Here is a 20,295-nt window from a genome sequence, read left to right on the forward strand (position 1 = left end):
TGCTGTCCATGGCACAGGCATCCATCGGGGACAGTGAGTTCGACCGCGACACCGCAGTCACCCGTCGTGAAGAAGGCGTCTACGACGCGGAGCTCTCCGCGGGCTGGACCATCATCCAGGCGGTCAACGGCGGATATCTGCTGGCCCTGATGGGCCGCGCCCTCGGCGATGCGCTCCCGCACCCCGACCCGTTCTCGGTCTCCGCGCACTATGTGACCGCCTCCCGTCCGGGCCCCGCGGTGATCCGTACCCAGACCGTCCGCAGCGGCCGCACGCTCTCCACCGGCCAGGCGTCGCTCTTCCAGTACGAGGAGGACGGCACCGAGGTCGAACGGATCCGGGTGCTCGCCTCGTACGGCGACCTGGACGCGCTCTCCGATGATGTGCGCACCACGGCGAAGCCGCCGTCGATCCCGCCCATCGAGCACTGCCTGGGCTCCGGCGACGGACCGGCACCCATACCCGGCTCGTCCGCGATCACGGACCGTCTGATGCTGAAGCTGGACCCGGCGACCTGCGGGTGGGCCGTGGGCGCGCCGTCCGGCAAGGGCGAGATGCGGGCGTGGTTCGGACTCTCCGACGGCCGCGACGCCGATCCGCTCTCGCTGCTGCTGACGGTGGACGCGCTGCCGCCGACCGCGTTCGAACTCGGCATCAAGGGCTGGGTGCCCACGGTCGAACTGACCGCCCACGTCAGGTGCCGCCCGGCGCCGGGCCCGCTGCGGGTGTCGATCGTCACGCGCAACCTCGCCGGGGGCTTCCTGGAGGAGGACGCGGAGGTCTGGGACAGCGCGGACCGCCTGGTGGCTCAGTCCCGGCAACTGGCGCTGGCGCCGCGGGGGTAGGGGACGCCTCCAGGGACAGAGGGTCACCTCCTGCCCTTTGGTGGCACCGCCCGGTCCTGGCCGGGAGGGGCGCGGGGCGGCCCGGCTGCAAGCGGGGGGGTCGGGCCGTGCTCGGCACCTCAGTACCTCGGCACCTCAGTACCTCGGCCGAGGGGTCATCACTCGGCCGAGCCTCAGTCGAGCCAGTGCAGCCGGCCGAGGCTGACCAGCCGCATCTGGCGCCGGGCCATGTCCCGCGCCCGCTCCGAGGCCTGCGGGCCGTCCTCCGCCGCCTCCAGCAGGACCGACGCGGTCATCACCATGTGATCCACATAGACGCCCGCCAGCATCAGCAGGTCGTCCTCGCTCCAGCCCTCGGACCGCGGCTCGCCCGCGAACGCGGCGGCCACCTCCCGCGTGAACAGCCGCAGTTGCTCCGCTATCGCCGCACGCACCGGCTGGACGCCCCCGTGCCGTTCGCGGGCGATGAACCGGACATGTGCGGGGTGTGTGTGGACCAGGGCGGCGATCAGGTCCACCGTGGTGCCGATCCGCACCTCGCTGTCGCCGGTGTCCGCGAGCGTCGCGGCGATCAGCCCGTGCAGCGAGCCGAGGGTCTCCTCGACGAGTGAGACCCCGAGGTCGGCGGTGTCCCGGAAGTGCCGGTAGAAGGCCGTCGGCGCGACGCCCACCGCGCGCGTCACCTCGCGCAGGCCGAGGCTGGACAGGCTCTGCTCCTCCAGCAGCCCGAGTGCCGCGTCCAGGAGGGCCTGGCGGGTCTTCTGCTTCTGGGCCTGACGGATGCCCGCGGTGTGACTCATGCCATTCAGTAAACAACCGTTCTCCGTCGAAGGGAAGCGTAGACTCAGAGTCAGTGAACAGTCGTAATCACAATTGTTCACTCAACCGATCTGGATGTGCGCCGAACCGGGCGCACCGAAAGGACAGTGATGATTGCCCTCGTCGCGCTTCTCCTCGTCTTCGGAGTCGTGCTGGGTGCCGTGGCCCACTTCCCGCTCTCCGTGTCCCTGATCGCCGCGGCTGTCATCGGTGGCTGGCTCGCCGTGTTCGCCGTGCGCGAGCGCCTCGGTCGCGGGCGCCTCGCCGAGCGCATCGACAAGTAGCCGAGCGCCTCACCAAGGCCGGCGCCTCACCACGTAAGGGAGCTGCATCATGGAACTCACCGCATCAGCCCGCACCCGCATCCGGACCGGCACCCGGGACGCCGACGGCATGGCCGTCGCCTCGTTCGTGCTCGGTCTGCTGGGCCTGCTCGTCCTGAATCTCGTCCTCGGCCCCATAGCCATCGTGCTGGCCGGCCTCGCGCTCTGGCGCGGAACGGCCCGCCGCGGCCGTGCCCTCCTCGGCCTCGCACTCGGCGTGGCCGACCTGGTGGTCCTGGCCACCGTCTTCACTTCGAGCGGCGCCGTGATCTGGAACTTCGGCGGCTGACCGGTCACCGGTCGCCCACCGGGGGACGCGCGGCGGGGAGCCCACCCCGGAACTCGTAGAATCGTCGGCACCATGGCTTACCTCGACCACGCTGCGACCACTCCCATGCTTCCGGAGGCGGTCGAGGCGATGACCGCCCAGCTCACCGTCACCGGCAACGCCTCATCGCTGCACGCCGCCGGGCGACGGGCCCGGCGTACCGTCGAGGAAGCCCGGGAGGCTCTCGCGGAGTCGCTCGGCGCGCGCCCCAGCGAGGTGGTCTTCACCGCGGGCGGCACCGAGGCCGACAACCTCGCGGTCAAGGGTCTCTTCTGGGCTCGTCGTGACGCCGATCCGCGCAGGAACCGGGTGCTGGTGAGCCCGGTCGAGCACCACGCCGTCCTGGACGCCGTCGACTGGCTGGGCGAGCACGAGGGCGCGACGGTCGAGTACCTCCCGGTCGACGGCTACGGCCGGGTGCGCCCCGAATCCCTCCGCGAGGCGATCGAACGGAACCCGTCCGATGTCGCGCTCGCCACCGTGATGTGGGCCAACAACGAGATCGGCACGGTCATGCCGGTCCGTGAACTGGCCGATGTGGCAGCCGACTTCGACATTCCGCTGCACGCCGACGCGGTGCAGGCGTACGGCCAGCTCCCGCTGGACTTCGCCGCGTCCGGCCTGGCCGCGATGACGGTGTCGGGCCACAAGATCGGCGGCCCCTACGGCATCGGCGCCCTGCTGCTCGGCCGTGAGTACACACCGGTGCCTGTTCTGCACGGCGGGGGCCAGGAGCGCCACGTACGCTCCGGGACGCTGGACGCCCCGGCCATAGCCTCCTTCGCCGTGGCGGGAACGCTGGCCGCCGAACGGCGCGAGGTCTTCGCCCGCGAGATCGGCGCGCTGCGCGACGGACTGATCGCCGCGGTACGGTCCGCGGTCCCCACGGCGATCCTGGGCGGCGACCCGTCGGACCGCCTGCCCGCCAACGCCCACTTCACCTTCCCCGGCTGCGAGGGTGACTCGCTGCTGCTGCTCCTGGACGCCCAGGGCATCGCCTGCTCCACCGGCTCGGCCTGCACGGCGGGCGTGGCGCAGCCCAGCCACGTACTCCTGGCCACGGGTACGGACCCCGATCTCGCCCGCGGCACCCTGCGGTTCTCCCTCGGGCACACCTCGACCGAGGCGGATGTGGCGGCGGTGGCGGAGGCGATCGGCCCGGCGGTGGAGCGGGCCCGGTCGGCCGGACTGAGCTGAGGCGGGACTGACCGCTGGGCCGGGTCGGGCTGAGTGCTGAGCTGGGCCGGACCGAGCTGAGGCGGAACTGAGGCGGGCTGAGCTGAGGCGGACGCTGCACGGTCCGCACCGGGCCTTCACGGTCCGGGACCGCGACCGACCTCTCGTTACTGTCCGGGCCGGCCCCGTTACGTTCCGGACCGCTCCCGCGCCTTTCGCACCAGCCGTACGTACCAGGCCCAGTCCCAGTAGGGCCCCGGGTCCGTGTGGTCGGCCCCCGGGACCTCCACGTGCCCGATGATGTGCTGCCGGTCCACGGGTATCCCGTACCGCGTGCAGATGTCCGCGGTCAGCCGCGCGGACGACCGGTACATGGCGTCCGTGAACGACGATGCCCGGTCCACGAACCCCTCGTGCTCTATCCCGATGCTGCGTTCGTTGTAGGCGCGGTTGCCCGCGTGGAACGCCACGTCCAGCTCCCGGACCGTCTGCGCCAGCTTTCCGTCCCGTCGCACGACATAGTGCGCGGCGGCCGCGTGGGCCGGGTCGGCGAAGACCCTGAGCGCCATCGCGTAACTGCCCTGGACGGTATGGATGACGACCCGGTCGATCGCATAGTCATGGGGCCGGTCGGCCGGCCGGTAGTTGGCCGGGGAGGCCGCGGCCCACTGGGCCCCGGCGAAATCCACTGCCCCGTTCTCGTGCGGCTTCCCGCCGCCGGACAGGTGGTCCCACACACCCCTGCCCAACGCCGCCGCACCCGCCGCGGCGCCCAGCCCGCCGATCAGCAGGGTCCGCCTGCCCACGTGCCGGTCCCTGTCGCCGCCCGTACCTTCCATATGTGCCTCAACGCATCCGTGCGAGCGCGGGATTCCCCCGTGCCCGTACCCTGGTACGGCTATGACTCAGACACCCCAGAGCCCCCGCCCCCGTCCCCTCCGGGTACTGGCCGCGATGTCCGGCGGTGTGGACTCCGCCGTGGCCGCCGCCCGTGCCGCCGAGGCCGGACACGATGTGACCGGTGTGCACCTGGCGCTCTCCGCCAACCCGCAGTCGTTCCGCACCGGCGCGCGTGGCTGCTGCACCATCGAGGACTCCCGCGACGCCCGTCGTGCGGCGGACGTCATCGGCATCCCCTTCTACATCTGGGACCTGGCCGAGCGGTTCCGTGAGGACGTCGTGGATGACTTCGTCGCGGAGTACGAGGCCGGACGCACCCCCAACCCGTGTCTGCGCTGCAACGAGAAGATCAAGTTCGCGGCGCTCCTCGACAAGGCTCTCGCCCTCGGCTTCGACGCGGTCTGCACCGGCCACTACGCCACGGTCGTCCTCAACGAGGACGGCTCACGCGAGATGCACCGGGCCTCCGACATGGCCAAGGACCAGTCGTACGTCCTCGGGGTGCTGGACGAGCGCCAGCTCGCGCACGCCATGTTCCCGCTCGGTGACACTCTGACCACGAAGGACGAGATCCGGGCCGAGGCCGAGCGGCGGGGCCTGGCCGTCGCCAAGAAGCCCGACAGCCACGACATCTGCTTCATCGCCGACGGCGACACCCAGGGCTTCCTCGCCGCACGCCTCGGCGGCAAGGCAGAGGGCGACATCGTCGACGAGTCCGGTACGAAGGTCGGCAGCCACGAAGGCGCCTTCGGCTTCACCATCGGCCAGCGCAAGGGGCTGCGCATCGGCCACCCGGCCGCGGACGGCAAGCCGCGCTACGTCCTCGACATCTCCCCGGTGAACAACACCGTGACGGTGGGGCCGGTCGAGGCCCTGGACGTCACCGCGCTCACCGCGATCAAGCCCCGCTGGTGCGGCGACGCCCCGGCCGGGGCCGGGACGTACACCGCCCAGCTGCGTGCGCACGGCGGCGAGACGCCGGTGATCGCCGAGCTGGTGGGCGGCACCCTCAACGTCACGTTCGACGAGCCGGTACGCGGCGTGGCACCCGGCCAGGCGATCGTGCTCTACGACGGCACACGCGTCGTCGGCTCGGCAACCATCGCCACAACGGACCGGGCAGCCAGGACCACACCGCCCCGGGAGACCGGGGCGACCACGTCCGGTGCCGCCGGGTCCGAGACAGCCGCGCCTCGGACCACTGCGTCTCGGACCACCGCTCCTCAGACCACCGCTCCTCAGACCACTGCTTCTCAGACCACTTCGGTGTCGTAGAAGCAGAAGTGATCCTTGATCTGGGCGACTTGGGCCAGCGGCTCCGGGTACGCCCAGACAAGATCGGCTGCTTCGGGCAGCGACCAGTAGGACGCGTCGCCCTTGAAGGGACAGTGGGTGTGCGTGTCCGAGGGGGTCAGCAGCTCGGTGTGCACGTCCTCCGGCGGGAGGTAGTAGCGCACCGGGAGCCCTGTCTCGTGCAGCAGCAGGGGCCGACGGCTCTCCGCCAGGACCCGGCCCTCGCGGACCACCCGTACATGCTCGGTACCTTGCTCGATGGTGATGCGATGTCCAGTCGTCATATGTGATTCAGCGCATCCGGGCCGGAACTTCTTCCCTGCGGGCTGCCTCTACCGTGGACGCATGAATATCTGTGTCTTCCTCTCCGCCGCCGATCTCGACGAGCGCTACACCCGTCCCGCCCGTGAATTCGCCGAACTGCTCGGCAGGGGAGGCCACACCCTGGTCTGGGGTGGCTCGGAGAGCGGACTGATGAAGGTGGTGGCCGACGCCGTACAGGAGACCGGCGGACGGCTCGTCGGGGTGTCGGTGGACTTCCTCGCGGCCAAGGCCCGTACCGACGCGGACGAAATGGTGATTGCCTCCGATCTGGCCGAACGCAAGGCGCTGCTGCTCGCCAAGTCCGACGCGGTTGTGATCATGGTGGGCGGCACCGGCACGCTCGACGAGGCCACCGAGATCCTTGAGCTGAAGAAGCACGGGAAGACCGCGAAGCCGGTGGTGCTGCTGAACACGGCCGGCTTCTACGACGGTCTGAAGCAGCAGTTCCAGCGGATGGAGGATGAGGGGTTCCTGCCCGTTCCCCTCACTGACCTGGTCTTGTTCGCCGAGGACGGGGTGGCCGCGCTGGCGTACCTGGAGGAGTCGCAGGGCGTCCAGTAGTGCGACGATGGGGCCCATGGCTACACATGTGATCACTGGTGCTGGTTCCGGCATCGGCGCGGCCGTCGCGCGCCGCCTCCATGAGCGCGGCGACCACCTCGTCATCGTGGCGCGCGACACGGGGCGCGCCAAGGAACTGGCGGGACGCTTCCCCGGCGCGGAAACGCTCGTCGCCGACCTGGCGAATCCCGACCGCATCTCCTGGGCGCTCGGCAAGCAGACGATGCCGGAGCAGGTCGACTCGCTGCTGCACATCGCGGGCATCGTCGACCTCTCTCCCGTCGCGGAACTGCGCCCCCCGACCTGGCACCAGCAGCTCAACACCAACCTCATCGCGCCGGCCGAGCTGACCCGGCTGATGCTGCCCCAACTGCGCGCCGTCCGCGGCCAGGTCGTCTTCGTCAACTCCGGCGCCGGCCTCAACGCCCATGCGGAGTGGGGCGCTTACGCCGCCGCCAAGCACGGCCTGAAGGCCCTGGCCGACGCCCTGCGCCAGGAGGAGCACGCGAACGGTGTCCGGGTCACGTCCGTCTACCCGGGCCGCACGGCGAGTCCCATGCAAGCCAAGATCCACTCGCAGGAGGGCAAGGAGTACCGGCCGGAAGGCCTGATCGACCCCGAGTCGGTCGCCACGACCATCCTGACGTCCCTGGACCTCCCGCGCGACGCGGAGATCAACGACGTGACGGTCCGGGCGGGAAGCTGACGGCAGGGGCAGGGGCAGGAGCGGGCGGGCGCTCCTTCTGGTCGGCCATGGCCGGTCGGATCGACACTGCCGATCGTCCGCGACCGACCCTGCCGGGCGCTATTCCGCCAGGGTGACCTGGTCCTCGGGAGAGACCAGGAAGCCGCTCAAGCCGACCCTGACCACGCCGTACTTCGCTCCGAGGACGGCCATCATGCCCACATCGAGGTCGTCCGGATTCCCGTAGAGGGAATCGGGCAGCTCGGTTCGGTGCAGCTCGTGACCGGTCCGTGCGTCCAGGACGAGCAGTTGCGCCGAACCATGAGTCTTCTTCTGCTTCGCCTTCGCCGATGGCTGGTACTGCGGTATGTACACCCGGTTGTCGGCCGTCCGGGGGAGCCCCAGTTCGCTCCCCTTGTCCGCCTTCACGGTCCAGAGAGCCTTGCTGCTGCTGTCGTTGCTCACCTGCCGTGCGGTGAATGAGGTGTCGTCGGCGGAGCTGAGAATGACCATGCCGTCACTTATGGCGCGCAGATCCAGGTGGTGCGCGAGGAAGGCCGAGTGGGTCCGGGGCCGCGCCCCCGACACATCCACCGTGACCAGGGAGCCGACAGGCGTCAGGGTGACCAGGGTGTGGTCCCCGAGACGTCCGTAGTCGAGATACGGATCCTGGAGGTGCCAGCGGGACCGGCCGCTGGCCGGATCCACTCCGTACAGCCCGTCCAGCGATCCGGAGCAGTCGGTGGCGTCGAATGCCTCGGTCCCCGACAGATCCAGCGGTGGCCGATGGTCCCATCCCCTGCATCCCTTGGGCGGTGCGATGGACCAGAGTTGCTTTCCGCTGCGACCGGACAGGCCGATCAACCGGTCCCGCTGGTTGATGATCACGGTGTTCGCGGACGGCCAGACTCTGTCTCCGGAATCCCGCACCTTCCCTGCCACCTTCGTGTGCCAGCGGGGCTTGCCGCTGTGCAGGTCCACCGAGACCGCGAGTCCGTCCTCGTACCAGAGGACGACGGCGCCGCTGACGACGGACTCCGAAATCAGAGCGGTCTTCTCGCGCCCGTAATGCCAGTAGGTCCGGTCGGTACGGACGTTGTCCGCCGCTATGCCGTTGTCCCGCTCGTGCAGAACCAGGCCGCCGACGACACCCACCGGGGCGCCGGAACCACTCGGCAGTACGCGGTCCGGCCGCTCGGGTGCGGCGGTGCCGAGTGCGCTGGGGAAGGAGCCGTGCGTGCCGCTGATTTGCTCGTGGTAGCGGGTGAGGTACTTGTATGTCTGCCAGCCACCGGTCGCGAGGGCCAGCACGGTCACGACGGTGACCAGCTTGATCCATCTGGCATGAATCCAGGCAGCCGAGGCGCGCGCCGACTCGGCCGGAGTCCGCCGTATCCGCGGAACGGCGTACTGACCCCTCGAAGGGGGCCCCGAATCGGCCTCCGTGTCACTGCCGCCGGAATTCCATGTCCAGCCGTCCAGCCGGTCCTTCATCGGTCTCCCCCTCGAAGTCCGTCCGCGATGGTGTTCCTCGATACATACACCGTCCGGGCCGCCCCGGTTCCGCCCGGGCCCTCTCGTACCCTTCGGGGGTGAGCGAGAACAGCAAGTTCAGTTGGGGTCCTGCCACCGGGATCGGGTCCATGCCGGGCGGCGACGCGCGGGAGAGTGCGAAGACCGTCATCGGGTCCTTCGAGGACTTCCCCTTTCTTCCGGAGCTGCCGGCGCGTGGGCCCGGTGCCGACATGCTCGGACGCACCCTCGGGATGCTCGTCGAGATGTACGCACACGTGGAGCCCAGCGGCTGGCGGGTGAGCGACCGGCCCGGGCGCGACACCAGGCGGGCACGTTCCTGGCTCGGCGAGGACCTCGATGCGCTGGAGGAGTTCACCCAGGGGTACGAGGGGCCGCTCAAGGTCCAGGCGGTCGGCCCCTGGACGCTGGCCGCCGGGCTCGAACTGCGGGGCGGTGAGGCCGCGCTCGGGGACCCCGGAGCCTGCCGGGACCTCGCGGCCTCGCTCACCGAGGGGCTGCGCGGCCACCTCGCCGAGGTGCGGCGGCGGGTGCCCGGCGCGCAGGTCGTGCTCCAGCTCGACGAGCCGTCACTCGTCTCCGTGCTCCGCGGGCAGATCAGGACCGCCAGCGGCTACCGGACACACCGGGCCGTGGACCGGCAGGCGGTCGAAGGCACGCTGCGGGACGTGCTGGCGGTCGGCGACGGACCTGCGATCGTGCATTCCTGCGCGCCCGACGTGCCGTTCGCCCTGCTGCGGCGTGCCGGTGCGGCAGGTATCTCGTTCGATTTCAGCCTCCTCACCGAGCGTGATGAGGAGGCGGTCGGTGAGGCCGTGGAGGGCGGTACCCAGCTCTTCGCCGGTGTGGTGCCCGGCACTGACACCGCATTGTCGGACCCTGCCGGTAGCGTCATGGGTGTCAGAACGCTGTGGCGCAGGCTGGGGCTGAATCCGGGGACTCTCGCCGAGTCCCTGGTGCTCACCCCGGCGTGCGGGCTCGCGGGCGCTTCACCCGAGTACGCCCGCACGGCACTCGCCCACTGCGCCCGCGCGGCGAGGTCACTCGCTGACAACCCTGAGTAGCGGGATCGGTTTCATCAACGGGAGGACGAGACGGTGGCTGTCGAACAGCAAGGTGCGGTGCCTGCGGAGGCACGGGAGAACCACGCCCAGCTGGCCGAGCAGGTCGAGGAGCACCGCTTCCGGTACTACGTGAGGGACCAGCCCGTCGTCAGCGACGCTGAGTTCGACACGCAGCTGCGTGCGCTGGCGGCCCTGGAGGAGGAGTACCCGGAGCTCCGGACTCCGGACTCACCGACCCAGAAGGTCGCCGGGGCGTACGAGACGGAGTTCACCTCCGTGCAGCACCGCGACCGGATGCAGTCGCTGGACAATGCCTTCGACGACGAGGAGCTGGCCGCCTGGGCCGAGCGCGTGGCGCGCGAGGTCGGCTCGCCGGGCTACCACTTCCTGTGCGAACTCAAGGTGGACGGCCTGGCCGTCAACCTCACGTACGAGCACGGCAGGCTGGTCCGCGCCGCCACCCGCGGTGACGGCCGCACCGGCGAGGACATCACTCCCAACGTCCTGACGATCGCGGACATCCCGCACCGGCTGCACGGGGAGCGGATCCCGGACCTCGTGGAGATCCGGGGCGAGGTGTACTTCCCGATGGAGGCCTTCGAAGGGCTCAACGCACGGCTGGTGGAGGCCGGTGACAAACCCTTTGCCAACCCGCGCAACGCGGCGGCCGGTTCGCTGCGCCAGAAGGATCCGAAGATCACCGCGACCCGCCCGCTGCACATGGTCGTCCACGGCATCGGTGCCCGCGAGGGCTTCGACATCGACTGCCTGTCACACGCGTATGAGCTGCTGCACGAGTGGGGCCTGCCCACCGCCAAGCACAACAAGGTGGTTGACGACCTCGCGGGTGCCAGGGACTTCATCGCGTACTTCGGCGAGAACCGGCACTCCGTGGAACACGAGATCGACGGGGTCGTCATCAAGCTCGACGAGATCCCGCTCCAGGGGCGCCTCGGCTCCACCTCGCGGGCGCCGCGCTGGGCCATCGCCTGGAAGTACGCGCCGGAGGAGGTCAACACCAAGCTGGTCAACATCCGGGTCGGCGTGGGGCGTACGGGCAGAGTCACGCCGTACGCACAGGTCGAGCCGGTCACCGTGGCCGGCTCCGAGGTCGAGTTCGCGACGTTGCACAACCAGGACGTGGTGAAGGCCAAGGGGGTGCTCATCGGCGACACCGTGGTGCTGCGCAAGGCCGGCGATGTCATCCCGGAGATCCTCGGCCCGGTCGTGGACCTCAGGGACGGCAGCGAGCGGGAGTTCGTGATGCCCGCCGCATGCCCCGAGTGCGGTACGGCCCTGCGGGCCATGAAGGAGGCGGACATCGACCTCCGCTGCCCCAACGCACGCTCCTGCCCTGCCCAGTTGCGTGAGCGGCTGTTCTATCTCGCCGGCCGGAAGTCCCTGGACATCGAGAACTTCGGCTATGTCGCCGCGGCCGCTCTGACCCAGCCACTGGAACCTGCCGAGCCACCGCTGAAGGACGAGAGCGACCTCTTCGACCTCACCATCGAGCAGTTGCTGCCGATCAAGGCGTACGTCCTCGACCAGGACAGCGGACTCCCCAAGAGGGACCCGAAGACGGGCGAGGAGAAGATCGCGACGGTCTTCGCCAACCAGCAGGGCGAGCCGAGGAAGAACGCCCTGGCCATGCTGGAGAACATCGCGGCGGCGAAGGAGCGCCCGCTCGCCCGGGTGATCACCGGGCTTTCGATCCGTCATGTGGGCCCGGTGGCAGCGGAGGCGCTGGCACGTGAGTTCCGTTCGGTCGAGCGGATCGAGCAGGCCACGGAGGAGGAGCTGGCTGCCGTGGAGGGCGTCGGCCCGACCATCGCGGCCTCGCTCAAGCAGTGGTTCGAAGAGGACTGGCACCGCGAGATTCTCCGCAAGTGGCGGGCGGCCGGGGTCCGTATGGAGGACGAGGCCGGTGCGGACGAGGGCCCGCGACCGCTGGACGGGCTGACCGTGGTCGTCACGGGGACCCTGGAGCACCACACGCGGGATGGCGCGAAAGAAGCCCTCCAGAGCCTCGGCGCGAAGGTGACCGGCTCCGTTTCCAAGAAGACGGCGTTCGTCGTGGTCGGGGACAGCCCCGGTTCGAAGTACGACAAAGCGATGCAGCTGAAGGTCCCCGTACTGGACGAGGAGGGCTTCGCCGTGCTTCTCGAACAGGGCCCTGACGCGGCCAGGGAGGCAGCGGTGCCGGTGGAGGAGTAGCGGAGGAGCGGGAGTGAACGGTGGGGCCAAGCTCACCCGTTCGGCCCATAGCAGATGGTTCGGGACGGTCGGGTCGCATTCGGGCAAGACCTGCAGGACGCTGCCCGTCAGGCCCTTCCGCGGCCTACTGTTGAAGAGTGCGCCCGTCCCGCACGGCTGCAATGGGCCTGCCCTGCTCTTCTGGAGATTCTTCCTCTGGAGTTTCTTCCCGAGTCCGGGACAAGATATGAGCCGTGACGGCATGACAGCGGGCCATCACGTGCATGGGCACTGCCGGCTGTGAGAGGGACGGGCATGAAACCGACCGAGAGCGCCGATCCGGAGTCGCGGGTGCGCGGTTTCGCGCAGTTCGCTCACTCCTTGGCGAGGCTGCCCGCCTTCCCGTTCGTCGTGGGACTGGCCGCAGTCGTCCTGGTGACCGGATCGTTAGCCGCTGTCAGAGACGGCCGCGCGCTGTTCCCCGACGGCACGGCGGGCTGGGCGCTCGCCGTCCTCACCGGCATCATCGTGGGCCATCTGGTCGCGTTGGGCCGCGACCGCTGGTGGGGCGGTACCGGTTCCGGCGCCGCTCTCACCCTCGCCGTCCTGCTGCTGTACGGCTGGCTGCCCGCGGCGCTGGTCAGCCTGGCCGTCGTCGTCCTCGTGGGGGCTGCTCGCAGCCGCCGCTGGCGGCAGGGGCTGCTGCACGGCGCGTCCGACATCCTGGGGATCGGCGCCGCCGCCCTCGTCCTCGCCGCCTTCGGCGAGACCTCGACGGTCGCGCACCCCTGGCAGCCACTCACCTGGGGGATCGGGTCCGCGGCGGAGATCGTGCTGGCGGCCGCCGCCTATCTGGTCGTCGCGCGGATACTGCTCTGGTCCGCGGCGGCGCCGCCCAGCCGCGGGCTGCCGACCGTCGCCCGTACGGCACTGGTCAGGCAGGGACTCGTCGGCGTCGCGCTGCTCGGGATCGCCCCGCTGATCTGCGTGGTCGCGGTGTCCCTGCCGCTGTTGCTGCCGCTCTTCGCGGTGCCGCTGATCGCTCTGGACTCCACGCTGTGGATCGCCAGGGCCCGTGCGGAGGAGCAGCTGCGTGACCCGCTGACCGGACTGCCCAACCGCCAGTGGCTGCTGGAGCGGACCTGGGCCGCGCTGGCGGAGGCGGAGAACGGCGGATTCAGATCATCACTGGTACTGATCGACCTCGACCGGTTCCGCTCGGTCAATGACACGCTCGGGCATCTCGCGGGCGACCGGCTGCTGTTGCAGATAGCGGAGCGGCTGCGATTCGCACTGCCGCGCGGTGCGGAGGTCGCCCGCCTCGGCGGCGACGAGTTCGCCGTGCTGCTCCCGGCTGCCGACTCGGCGACGAGCGTGATGCGCATCGCGCGCCACCTGGTGGCCGAACTGAGCTCCCCGCTCGACCTCGACGGGCTGACGCTGGTCCTTGAGGCGAGCGCCGGCGTCTCGGTCTTTCCCGACCACGCGCTGGACGCCGAGGGGCTCCTCCAGCGCGCCGACGTGGCGATGTACCAGGCCAAGCGGGACCGCACGGGTGTCGAGGTGTACGAGTCCAAGCGGGACTCCAACACCCCTGACCGGCTCGGGCTGCTCGGCGATCTGCGCCGCGCGCTCGACGCGGGCGATGTGGAGCTGCACTACCAGCCGAAGGTCCGGTTCGACGGACAGGTGGCGGGTCTTGAGGCGCTGGTCCGGTGGGTGCACCCGGAGCGCGGCAGGGTCCCCCCGGACGAGTTCATCGCCATCGCCGAGTCGTCGGGGCTGATGCCGCATCTCACCGAGTACGTCCTGGAGACGGCCCTGGCCCAGGTCGCCAAGTGGCGCCTCCAGGGCCTGAAGGTCCCGGTGGCCGTCAACGTCTCGCCGCGCGATGTGCACACCCCCGGCTTCGCCGGAGCGGTGGCAGCCCGGCTGGCCAGGCACGGGGTGCCGCCGGGCGCGCTCCAGCTGGAGATAACCGAGCATGTCCTGCTGGAGGACCCGCAGCGGGCCGCCGACACCCTCGCCGGGCTGACCGCACACGGCGTGAAGATGTCGCTGGACGATTTCGGCACGGGGTACTCGTCGCTGGTCCATCTGCGGCGGCTCCCGGTGAGCGAGCTGAAGATCGACCGATCGTTCGTGGCCCGGCTCGCGGTGGACAACGAGGACGCCGAGATCGTCCGCTGTACGGTCGACCTGGCCCACTCGCTCGGCCTGATCGTCGTCGCCGAGGGCGTCGAGGACGACGAGACCTGGGAGCGGCTCCGCGATCTGGGCTGCGACGCCGTACAGGGCTGGCTGGTGGCGGCCGCGATGCCGCCGCACGAGGCGACGGCATGGCTGCTGGCCCGGGGGTCCCGGGGATGGCAGCGGCCGGCCGAGCTCGCGGCTGCGGCCGCCGCGGAGAAGGAGAAGCTGCCGTCCGGGCAGGTGGTGCTGCACAGCCGCCCGCGACCGCAGCAGGACCAGCACCCGTAACCCGGGCTCCCCCCCCGGGGTCCGGCTCCCGCGCCCGTACCCCGAGCGCCCCTGACCCGGCCCCCACACCCGTAACCCGGGCTCCGGCGAGGACCCTGCTTCTCGACCACAGGGACCGAGGTGCCGCCCCAGGGACCGCGCGGGACAGGGACCGCAGGGACCGCGTACGAGCGGGCTTGAGACGTCCCTGCGCCCGGCTTTCCGCGGCGCCGGATTCGCCTCCGCAGCCGTCCCCGGTGAAACCGTTTAGTGGCCACGGCCCCCGGCCCCATAGGATTGGGCCAAAATCCACACACTCACCCCTGAGGATCGCTGCATGCCTGGCATCACGCGCGAGGAGGTCGCCCACCTCGCACGGCTGGCACGTCTGGAGCTGAAGGACGAAGAGCTCGACCACTTCGCCGGACAGCTCGACGACATTCTCGGCGCGGTCGCCCGCGTCTCCGAGGTTGCCGACCAAGACGTACCGCCGACCTCCCACCCGCTGCCGCTGACGAATGTCATGCGCGCGGACGAGGTCCGTCCGTCGCTCACCCCGGAGCAGGCCCTCTCCGGCGCCCCAGCCCAGGAGCAGCGGCGTTTCAAGGTGCCGCAGATCCTGGGGGAGGACTAAGCCATGACGGACATCAACATCATCAAGCTCACCGCCGCCGAGATCGCCGGGAAGATCGCTTCCGGCGAGCTCACGGCCGTCGAGGTCACCGAGGCGCACCTCGCCCGGATCGAGGCCGTCGACGAGAAGGTCAACGCCTTCCTGCACGTCGACCGTGAGGGCGCGCTCGCGCAGGCCCGCGCTGTCGACGCCAAGCGGGCGAACGGCGAGAAGCTCGGACCGCTGGCCGGTGTACCCCTGGCGCTGAAGGACATCTTCACCACCGAGGGCGTCCCGACCACCGTCGGCTCCAAGATCCTCGAAGGCTGGCTCCCGCCGTACGACGCGACCGTCACCAAGCGCCTCAAGGCCGCTGACGTCGTCATCCTCGGCAAGACCAACATGGACGAGTTCGCCATGGGGTCCTCGACCGAGAACAGCGCCTACGGGTCCACCGGCAACCCCTGGGACCTCTCCCGGATCCCCGGCGGCTCCGGCGGCGGCTCGTCCGCCGCGCTGGCGGCGTACGAGGCCCCGCTGGCCATCGGTACGGACACCGGCGGCTCCATCCGCCAGCCCGCTGCCGTCACCGGCACCGTCGGCGTCAAGCCGACCTACGGCGGGGTGTCCCGCTACGGCATGGTGGCGTTCTCGTCCTCCCTCGACCAGGGCGGCCCCTGCGCCCGTACGGTCCTGGACGCGGCCCTGCTGCACGAGGCCATCGCCGGGCACGACCCGCTCGACTCGACCTCCATCGACGCCCCGGTCCCGCCGGTCGTCGAGGCCGCCCGCAACGGCTCGGTCGCCGGGCTGCGCGTGGGAGTCGTCAAGCAGTTCCGCGGCGAGGGCTACCAGGCCGGGGTCATCCAGCGCTTCGACGAGTCCGTCGAGCTCCTCAGGGAACTCGGCGCCGAGATCGTGGAGCTGGACTGCCCCTCCTTCGACCTGGCGCTCTCCGCGTACTACCTGATCGCCCCCTCGGAGTGCAGCTCCAACCTGGCCCGCTTCGACGCCATGCGGTACGGCCTGCGGGTCGGCGACGACGGCACGAAGTCCGCCGAGGACGTCACCGCGCTCTCCCGCGAGGCCGGTTTCGGCGACGAGGTCAAGCGCCGCATCATCCTCGGTACGTACGCGCTCAGCTCCGGCTACTACGACGCGTACTACGGCAGCGCCCAGAAGGTCCGCACCCTCATCACGCGGGACTTCGAGAAGGCATTCGAGGAGGGCAGCGGCGTCGACGTGATCGTTTCGCCGACCACGCCCACCACCGCCTTCCCGATCGGTGAGCGCGCCGACGACCCGATGGCGATGTACCTCGCCGACCTGTGCACCATTCCGACCAACCTGGCCGGAAATTCCGCCATGTCGCTGCCCTGCGGCCTGGCCCCGGAAGACGGACTGCCGGTCGGCCTGCAGATCATCGCCCCCGCCATGAAGGACGACCGGCTGTACAAGGTCGGAGCTGCCGTCGAGGCCGCCTTCGTGGAAAGGTGGGGACACCCGCTGCTTGAGGAGGCTCCGTCATTGTGAGTGCTGTTGTGAGCAAGGCCAAGGGATTCAAGAAGTCCAAGGCCGGTACGTACCTGTCCATCGGAACCACCGCCTTCGGTGCGCTGAGCGTGATCAAGCAGGGCAAGAAGGCCCGTACCGAGAACGACACGCTCCGTCTGGTCGACGCCGTCGTCTCCGCAGCCGCCATCGCCACCGGCATCGCTCTGCTCGTACGCGAGCTGAAGCGCCTGGGCGACGACGACGTCCTGCTGGGCTGAGAGGGAAAGTCTCATCGTGACCGTCACTGAACTCGCGTCGTACGAGGAAGCTCTCGCGACGTACGACCCCGTCATGGGCCTGGAGGTCCATGTCGAGCTCGGCACCAGGACCAAGATGTTCTGCGGCTGCTCCACCGAGCTGGGGGCCGAGCCCAACTCGCAGACCTGCCCCACCTGTCTGGGTCTGCCCGGCTCGCTGCCCGTCGTCAACGCGATCGGCGTCGAGTCGGCCATCAAGATCGGTCTCGCGCTGAACTGCGAGATCGCCGAGTGGTGCCGCTTCGCCCGGAAGAACTACTTCTATCCGGACATGCCGAAGAACTTCCAGACCTCGCAGTACGACGAGCCGATCGCCTTCGACGGCTATCTGGACGTCCAGCTGGAGGACGGCGAGACCTTCCGGGTGCAGATCGAGCGCGCCCACATGGAGGAGGACACCGGCAAGTCGTTGCACGTCGGCGGCGCCACCGGCCGTATCCACGGCGCGTCGCACTCGCTGCTCGACTACAACCGTGCGGGCATTCCGCTCATCGAGATCGTCACCAAGCCGATCGAGGGAGCGGGCGAGCGTGCCCCCGAGGTCGCCAAGGCGTACGTCGCCGAGCTGCGCGAGCTGATCAAGGCGCTGGGCGTCTCCGAGGCCCGGATGGAGATGGGCCAGATGCGCTGCGACGTCAACCTGTCGCTGCGCCTGCACGGTGTCGAGAAGCTCGGCACCCGCTCCGAGACGAAGAACGTCAACTCGCTGCGCTCGGTCGAACGCGCCGCGCGTTACGAGATCCAGCGGCACGCCGCGGTGCTCAGTTCCGGCGGATCGATCGTGCAGGAGACCCGGCACTTCCACGAGGAGGACGGCTCCACCACGGCCGGCCGCATCAAGGACAACGCCGAGGACTACCGGTACTTCCCGGAGCCCGACCTGGTCCCCGTCGCGCCCGCGCGCGACTGGGTCGAGGAGCTGCGGGGCGCACTGCCCGAGCTGCCGCGCGTGCGCCGCAACCGGCTGCGCGAGGAGTGGGGCGTCACCGAGTTCGACATGCAGTCGATCCTCAACGCCGGTGCGCTCGGCCCGATTCTGGCCACGATCGACGCGGGCGCACCGTCCGACCAGGCCCGCAAGTGGTGGATGGGTGAGCTCGCCCGCAACGCCAACGAGACCGGCCGCGACCTCGCCGCGCTGCCCATCACGCCGGAGCAGGTCGCACGGGTCGCGGAGCTCGTCGCGGCGGGCGACCTCAACGACAAGCTGGCCCGCCAGGTCATCGACGGCGTGCTCGCCGGTGAGGGCGGACCGGACGAGGTCGTCGAGAAGCGCGGTCTCAAGGTCGTCTCCGACGACGGCGCGCTCGGCGCCGCCGTGGACGAAGCCATCGCGGGCAACGCCGCGATCGCGGACAAGATCCGCAGCGGCAAGGTGGCCGCCGCCGGTGCGCTCGTCGGCGCGGTCATGAAGGCCACCCGGGGACAGGCGGACGCGGCGCGCGTCCGCGAGCTGATCCTGGAGAAGCTCGGCGCCGAAGGCTGACCCGCCCAACGCACGGTCGCACGGGGCCGCGCCCCGGACCCTGCTCCACGGATGCCGGGGGGATGTGATCGCAGGCCCGGCCCGCGATCACATCCCCCCGGCGTCGGGGGAGCCGGAGGTCCGGGGCGCGGCCCCGGCCCGCTTTCACCACGGAGCACGCCCTGAACACCGTCCCCGCCGAGATCCTCTCCGTAGCGCTGCTCCTGGGCGTACTCGCCTTCGCCGTGACCCGTCCGCAGGGCCGGCCCGAGGCGGCAGCCGCCGTACCCGCTGCGGCACTTGTGGTGGCTCTGGGCGCGGTCTCGCCGTCCGAGGCATGGGACCAGACGCGCACCCTGCTGCCCGTGGTGGCCTTCCTCGCCGCGGTGCTCGTGCTCTCCCAGCTGTGCGCCGACGACGGGCTGTTCGACGTCCTGGGCGACCGGGTCGCGCGGGTGTGCGGCGGTCGGCCGGTGCGGTTGCTCGGCGGTGTCTTCGTGGTCGCTGCCGTGGTCACCGCGGTGCTCAGCCTGGACGCCACCGTCGTACTGCTCACCCCGGTCGTCTTCGCGACAGCAGCGCGGGTCGGCGCAAGGCCGCGGCCCCATGTCTACGCGTGCGCGCACCTCGCCAACTCCGGCTCCCTGCTGCTGCCGGTCTCCAATCTGACCAATCTGCTGGCGTTCTCCGCGAGCGGTCTGACCTTCACCCGGTTCGCCGCTCTGATGGCCCTGCCGTGGCTGGCCGCGGTGGCGGTCGAGTACGCCGTCTTCCGCCGGTTCTTCGCGGCCGAGCTGGCTGCGCCCGCGCACGCGCCGGACGCGGCCGAGCGGCCAGAGACGCCGGTGTTCACCCTGGTGGTGGTCGGTCTGACGCTCGCCGGCTTCGTGGTGACCTCCTTCGCGGGCGCCGAACCGGTCTGGGCCGCCCTCGCCGGGGTCCTCGTGCTCGGGGTCCGCGCACTGCGCCTCGGACGGACCACCGTCACCGGCCTGGTGCGCGACGCCAACCCGTTCTTCTGCCTGTTCGTGCTCGCGCTCGGGGTCGTCGTGCGGGCGGTCGTCGACAACGGACTGGGCGACGGGATCGGGCACTTGCTGCCCGGCGGCGCCACACTCCCCGCGCTGCTCGCGGTGGCCGGGGTCGCCGCCGTCCTGTCCAACGCCATCAACAACCTGCCGGCGATCCTGGCGCTGCTGCCGGTCGTCGGCCCCGCCGGGCCCGGACCGGTACTCGCCGCGCTGATCGGCGTGAACCTCGGCCCGAACCTGACGTACGTCGGCTCACTGGCCACGCTGCTGTGGCGCCGCATCATGAACGAGTACGGACAGGAGCCCGAGCTCGGCACCTTCTCCCGGCTCGGCCTGCTGACCGTACCGGCGACGCTGGCCGTGTCGACCGTCGCACTGTGGGGAGCCCTGCTGGTCATCGGAGTGTGAGCCGGTCCATCCGGGCGTGCGGTTGCCGCTCCGCACGGAGCTGCCCGCTCCGTTCACCCGCCCCCGGACCGGTCAGCGCAGTCCGATGTCCCCGCGCAATTGCTCCAGTTCACGCCGGTCCCGCTTCGTCGGCCGTCCCGTACCCCGGTCGCGTACCGGGATGTCGAGAACGGCCTCCCGGGGCGGGGGCGGCGGGCTGTTGTCCACATAGCACTCGGCCGCGACCGGCGGACCCACCCGCTTGCGCACCAGGCGTGACACCTCGACGATCCGCTCGCGTCCCGCGTGGAACAGCCGTACCTCGTCGCCCGCCTGCACCGGGTGGGCGGGCTTGACGCGCTCACCGTTGAGACGGGCATGACCGGCGCGGCAGGCCGCAGCGGCCTGCGAGCGTGTCTTGGTGAGCCGCACCGACCAGATCCAGGTGTCGAGCCGTACGGTCCCCTCTTCAGCAGCCATACCC

The 20,295-nt window shown here is 70.5% G+C and carries 19 protein-coding genes and 1 pseudogene; 15 read left to right on the top strand and 5 right to left on the bottom strand.

The features are described from left to right. Positions 1 to 8 precede the first annotated feature (8 nt). The gene (locus OHB13_RS26705) at positions 9 to 845 is read left to right on the top strand and encodes a thioesterase family protein (protein WP_328378751.1); all 837 of its coding nucleotides are present in this window, start codon (positions 9 to 11) and stop codon (positions 843 to 845) included. A 173-nt stretch (positions 846 to 1,018) separates the two neighbouring features. Here the strand turns inward: OHB13_RS26705 and OHB13_RS26710 are convergent, their stop codons facing one another. Further along, positions 1,019 to 1,645, bottom strand: coding sequence for a TetR family transcriptional regulator (locus tag OHB13_RS26710; RefSeq protein WP_328378752.1), 627 nt, complete (start codon positions 1,643 to 1,645; stop codon positions 1,019 to 1,021). A 129-nt stretch (positions 1,646 to 1,774) separates the two neighbouring features. Here OHB13_RS26710 and OHB13_RS26715 point away from each other — a divergent pair, with 129 nt between their 5' ends. The 3 genes from OHB13_RS26715 (at position 1,775) to OHB13_RS26725 (ending at position 3,512) form a co-directional block, all read left to right on the top strand. Further along, positions 1,775 to 1,948, top strand: a complete 174-nt coding sequence (locus OHB13_RS26715; RefSeq protein ID WP_266852782.1) for a hypothetical protein — start codon at positions 1,775 to 1,777, stop codon at positions 1,946 to 1,948. A gap of 49 nt (positions 1,949 to 1,997) precedes the next feature. Beyond that, the gene (locus OHB13_RS26720) at positions 1,998 to 2,276 is read left to right on the top strand and encodes a DUF4190 domain-containing protein (protein ID WP_328378753.1); all 279 of its coding nucleotides are present in this window, start codon (positions 1,998 to 2,000) and stop codon (positions 2,274 to 2,276) included. A 72-nt stretch (positions 2,277 to 2,348) separates the two neighbouring features. Then, positions 2,349 to 3,512, top strand: a complete 1,164-nt coding sequence (locus tag OHB13_RS26725; RefSeq protein ID WP_328378754.1) for a cysteine desulfurase family protein — start codon at positions 2,349 to 2,351, stop codon at positions 3,510 to 3,512. Positions 3,513 to 3,679: 167 nt separating this feature from the next. Here OHB13_RS26725 and OHB13_RS26730 read toward each other — a convergent pair whose 3' ends face one another. Next, the gene (locus OHB13_RS26730) at positions 3,680 to 4,330 is read right to left on the bottom strand and encodes an N-acetylmuramoyl-L-alanine amidase (RefSeq protein ID WP_328378755.1); all 651 of its coding nucleotides are present in this window, start codon (positions 4,328 to 4,330) and stop codon (positions 3,680 to 3,682) included. Between the two features lie 61 nt (positions 4,331 to 4,391). On the opposite strand from OHB13_RS26730, the pseudogene mnmA reads away from it, so the two are divergent. Next, positions 4,392 to 5,519 (top strand): annotated as a pseudogene (gene mnmA / locus OHB13_RS26735) (tRNA 2-thiouridine(34) synthase MnmA); the annotation flags it as partial. A 125-nt stretch (positions 5,520 to 5,644) separates the two neighbouring features. Here mnmA and OHB13_RS26740 read toward each other — a convergent pair. Then, positions 5,645 to 5,968: a DUF427 domain-containing protein gene (locus OHB13_RS26740; protein WP_266852773.1), complete on the bottom strand. Its 324-nt coding sequence runs from the start codon at positions 5,966 to 5,968 to the stop codon at positions 5,645 to 5,647. A gap of 61 nt (positions 5,969 to 6,029) precedes the next feature. Here OHB13_RS26740 and OHB13_RS26745 point away from each other — a divergent pair, with 61 nt between their 5' ends. Both OHB13_RS26745 and OHB13_RS26750 read left to right on the top strand, forming a co-directional pair. Beyond that, positions 6,030 to 6,569 (top strand): TIGR00730 family Rossman fold protein, encoded by a 540-nt coding sequence (locus tag OHB13_RS26745; RefSeq protein WP_266852771.1) that lies wholly within the window; start codon positions 6,030 to 6,032, stop codon positions 6,567 to 6,569. A 7-nt stretch (positions 6,570 to 6,576) separates the two neighbouring features. Next, positions 6,577 to 7,275 (top strand): SDR family oxidoreductase, encoded by a 699-nt coding sequence (locus tag OHB13_RS26750; RefSeq protein WP_328378757.1) that lies wholly within the window; start codon positions 6,577 to 6,579, stop codon positions 7,273 to 7,275. Positions 7,276 to 7,374: 99 nt separating this feature from the next. Here OHB13_RS26750 and OHB13_RS26755 read toward each other — a convergent pair whose 3' ends face one another. Next, positions 7,375 to 8,748 (bottom strand): outer membrane protein assembly factor BamB family protein, encoded by a 1,374-nt coding sequence (locus OHB13_RS26755; protein ID WP_328378758.1) that lies wholly within the window; start codon positions 8,746 to 8,748, stop codon positions 7,375 to 7,377. Positions 8,749 to 8,846: 98 nt separating this feature from the next. Between OHB13_RS26755 and OHB13_RS26760 the strand changes: the two genes are divergently transcribed. The 8 genes from OHB13_RS26760 to OHB13_RS26795 all read left to right on the top strand — a co-directional run bounded on the left by OHB13_RS26760 (position 8,847) and on the right by OHB13_RS26795 (position 19,832). Beyond that, positions 8,847 to 9,851, top strand: coding sequence for a methionine synthase (locus OHB13_RS26760; RefSeq protein ID WP_266852766.1), 1,005 nt, complete (start codon positions 8,847 to 8,849; stop codon positions 9,849 to 9,851). Positions 9,852 to 9,884: 33 nt separating this feature from the next. Next, positions 9,885 to 12,065 carry an NAD-dependent DNA ligase LigA gene (gene ligA, locus OHB13_RS26765; protein ID WP_328378759.1) on the top strand — a complete coding sequence of 727 codons (2,181 nt, stop codon included), beginning with the start codon at positions 9,885 to 9,887 and terminating at the stop codon, positions 12,063 to 12,065. A 294-nt stretch (positions 12,066 to 12,359) separates the two neighbouring features. Beyond that, entirely contained in the window at positions 12,360 to 14,525 is a 2,166-nt protein-coding gene (locus OHB13_RS26770) for a putative bifunctional diguanylate cyclase/phosphodiesterase (RefSeq protein ID WP_328378760.1), read from the top strand. 316 nt (positions 14,526 to 14,841) lie between these two features. Then, a complete protein-coding gene (gene gatC / locus OHB13_RS26775) occupies positions 14,842 to 15,138 on the top strand; it encodes an Asp-tRNA(Asn)/Glu-tRNA(Gln) amidotransferase subunit GatC (protein ID WP_266852761.1) in 297 nt (98 codons plus the stop codon). A 3-nt stretch (positions 15,139 to 15,141) separates the two neighbouring features. After that, entirely contained in the window at positions 15,142 to 16,650 is a 1,509-nt protein-coding gene (gene gatA, locus OHB13_RS26780; RefSeq protein WP_328378761.1) for an Asp-tRNA(Asn)/Glu-tRNA(Gln) amidotransferase subunit GatA, read from the top strand. Continuing rightward, on the top strand, positions 16,647 to 16,889 hold the full coding sequence (locus OHB13_RS26785; protein WP_266852757.1) for a hypothetical protein: 243 nt from the start codon (positions 16,647 to 16,649) through the stop codon (positions 16,887 to 16,889). Before gatA ends, OHB13_RS26785 begins: the two co-directional genes overlap by 4 nt. 16 nt (positions 16,890 to 16,905) lie before the next feature. Next, a complete protein-coding gene (gene gatB, locus OHB13_RS26790) occupies positions 16,906 to 18,414 on the top strand; it encodes an Asp-tRNA(Asn)/Glu-tRNA(Gln) amidotransferase subunit GatB (RefSeq protein WP_266852755.1) in 1,509 nt (502 codons plus the stop codon). A gap of 161 nt (positions 18,415 to 18,575) precedes the next feature. Further along, the gene (locus tag OHB13_RS26795; RefSeq protein ID WP_328380395.1) at positions 18,576 to 19,832 is read left to right on the top strand and encodes an SLC13 family permease; all 1,257 of its coding nucleotides are present in this window, start codon (positions 18,576 to 18,578) and stop codon (positions 19,830 to 19,832) included. A 72-nt stretch (positions 19,833 to 19,904) separates the two neighbouring features. Here the strand turns inward: OHB13_RS26795 and OHB13_RS26800 are convergent, their stop codons facing one another. Next, positions 19,905 to 20,291: an RNA-binding S4 domain-containing protein gene (locus OHB13_RS26800; protein WP_266852754.1), complete on the bottom strand. Its 387-nt coding sequence runs from the start codon at positions 20,289 to 20,291 to the stop codon at positions 19,905 to 19,907. Positions 20,292 to 20,295 lie beyond the last annotated feature (4 nt).

The organism is Streptomyces sp. NBC_00440 (assembly GCF_036014215.1).
GTDB lineage: Bacteria > Actinomycetota > Actinomycetes > Streptomycetales > Streptomycetaceae > Streptomyces.